Source organism: Bartonella sp. EBT8, from assembly GCF_055796165.1.
The window spans coordinates 1-2464 of sequence record NZ_JBTTDJ010000046.1 but is presented as its reverse complement, the minus strand read 5'-3'; the positions used below and the strand labels follow the sequence as shown (position 1 = coordinate 2464).

At 39.4% G+C, this 2464-nt stretch carries 3 protein-coding genes; all 3 read right to left on the bottom strand.

Features of this window, described 5'->3' with window-relative positions:
• Nucleotides 1-126: 126 nt before the first annotated feature.
• Complete coding sequence (locus tag AC0QT4_RS08805; RefSeq protein WP_473201302.1) at nt 127-591, bottom strand: SMI1/KNR4 family protein; 465 nt, start codon at nt 589-591, stop codon at nt 127-129.
• On the bottom strand, nt 588-1061 hold the full coding sequence (locus AC0QT4_RS08800) for an SMI1/KNR4 family protein (protein ID WP_473201301.1): 474 nt from the start codon (nt 1059-1061) through the stop codon (nt 588-590). Before AC0QT4_RS08800 ends, AC0QT4_RS08805 begins: the two co-directional genes overlap by 4 nt.
• Before the next feature lie 31 nt (nt 1062-1092).
• The coding region (locus AC0QT4_RS08795; protein ID WP_473201300.1) for an HNH/ENDO VII family nuclease at nt 1093-2464 on the bottom strand (1372 nt) is incomplete at its 5' end.

The following is a 2464-nucleotide window of genomic DNA, read 5'->3' as shown; positions in this document are numbered from 1 at the left end:
ACAATCCTCCCAGAAGTGATTATTCAATACTCATTCCCACAAACAATAATATTTTACTTTTTATAACAAGAGAAGAATAGCGACTTAGCATTCCACTTTGTAAATAAAACTGCCATACGAAGGATATCATGCTATACGAGCTGTGATTCTTTTGCAGAGGAATTCATAAAAATTACTCGCATAATACTCTGAAGTCCCAGATGGTAGCTCGACATAAAGTGGGCATTCGCCATCCCGAAACTGAGAATAATCAAAATAAAATGTTTCACCAAAATCAGTTCTACTGACAACAAGCTGCTGTGGTTTTGCTAAACCATTTCTTATATCTGTTAAGTGATAATAAACAATATCACCAGCAGGATGATCCTCAAAACTTGCATTATAAATGCTAAAAATTTCCTCATAACCAATTTCTCCTCCTTTATAATTTTTTAAAAAATCTTTATAAGAAATTGTAAACTGCAAACCGAGAATTTCTTCAGCCTCTTTAATCCGTACATCGCTAACTGCATCCTCTGCAGTACCGAAATTTATGATATCACTATATTTATCCACTAATTGTGCAACATCAGTTAAAGTATAAATTTTCATGAATCATAACCAAGATTATCCTTAATTCTTTTGCATAAAAATTCATAAAAATTACTGGCATAATACTGGGGATCTCCTGATGGAAATCTGAAATAGAGTGGGCATTCACCATCCTGAAACTGAGAATAATCAAAGTAAAATATTTCATTAAAATCATTCGCACAAACAACGAGTTGTTGTAGTCTTGCAAAACCATTTTTTATATCGAGTAGATGATTATAGACAATATCATCACTCCGGGCAATCTCTAAATCCGTACGATGAACGCTCAATATTTCATCACAACCAATTTCTCCTCTTCCGTAATTTTTCAAAAAACTCTTATAAGATGATGTAAATTGCAAACCAAGAGTTTTCTCAGCCTTTTCAATTAAGACATCATTAACCGCATTATCTGCAGTACCAAAATTAACACGATCACTATATTTATCCACTAATTGTGCAACATCCGATAAAGTATAAGCTTTCATAAATTATTCTCCATAAATTATTTTTTAGTTTCTATATCTTTATTTTTTCATAACCTTTAGCACGTTCTTTCCAGTATTTCTGTCTCCACAAAGCAAATGCATCCCTATCAATACCAGATCCCATCGTGTTAGGATTAATGTGAATAACTGAGTGATTGCCTTTATGAAATGTCCAGCTAATCTCTGCTATGGGGCCATCTTGCATTTGCAGCATATGATGCAACTCAACAGATCTTCCATCAAAACCTATAGGTGCTCTTCCTGCTTTCATCCTTTCAATATTTGTTCCTGTTACTGTTCCATTTTTTCCTTCCCACTCAGAAATTCTGTTAGGATCGAACAGATCATCTCTTTGATAAACTTTGTTTTTCTGAGTAATTTTCTCTCCCTTGTAAGTCATTCCAAACTCAACCTCAATGGGATCTGCTGACCAGAATTTTCTTTCCTGCCCCAAATATTGAGTTGCAATAGCTTCATCGCTCATCTTTCCGAGTGTTTGAGAAACTTCGCTACCTACTTTTGCAGCCGTTGTTTCAGCCTTAACAGCAAGTTTATTAAGAGCCTTTTCGGAAAGCTTGCCAATAAGCTTTACACCACCCTTGGCTAACCCAGCACCTCCAGCAAACAATGCTGCGACTTCAGTCAATAATTTTCCGATTTCAACACCAGCATTAAAGGCGCCACTTGCCCCTGCTCTTTCATATTCCGCTGTCAGATGATCAATACGCTCTACATAGGACTGCCCAATGGTCGCCAACACCTCACCACTTGTGAAGAAATCTTTGAGTGCCTTCAAAGTATCGATGGGATGGCTAGCCATTTGCGCAAAACCATCAACCGTATCGTATATTTCAGCAGGCACACCAGCAACCACACCAGCTGCAAGACTTATATCTTGCCCACCACTAATCGCAGACCATTTCGCCCACACTTTTGTTTTACACAAATAATCATGGCATTCTTTTAACTCTTTCTCCATCTGTGCTTGTTGAGCGCTGCTGAGGTAGTTGTTTTCCGCGGCATTTCCTGCCGCATCGGCACCGCTATTCACATCACCACCGGCAAGGCCAGCAGCAAAGCCACCCGCAGCCCGTGCAACATTAATGGTGTTGTCTCTAAAGGAAGCAAATTCAGCATCAATCCTTGCCGTAATGCGGGCTTGTTCTTCAGGAGTTGGTGTGCGACCCTTCAGGTCCCCCATTTCCTCTTTTACAATGCCCTTCACCCACAGTTTAAACTGAAGCATTGCGGTAGCTTCACCCACAGCACCACCCACGGCACCAGCAGAGCAAGCACCGCTTGCAATAGCACCTTTTAAGCAACCAAGACCAGCATGGGCAACAATCTGTGTAACTGTGTCGATCTTTCCTTCAGCCCTGGCTGTGCCAATTTCTTCCGCTATC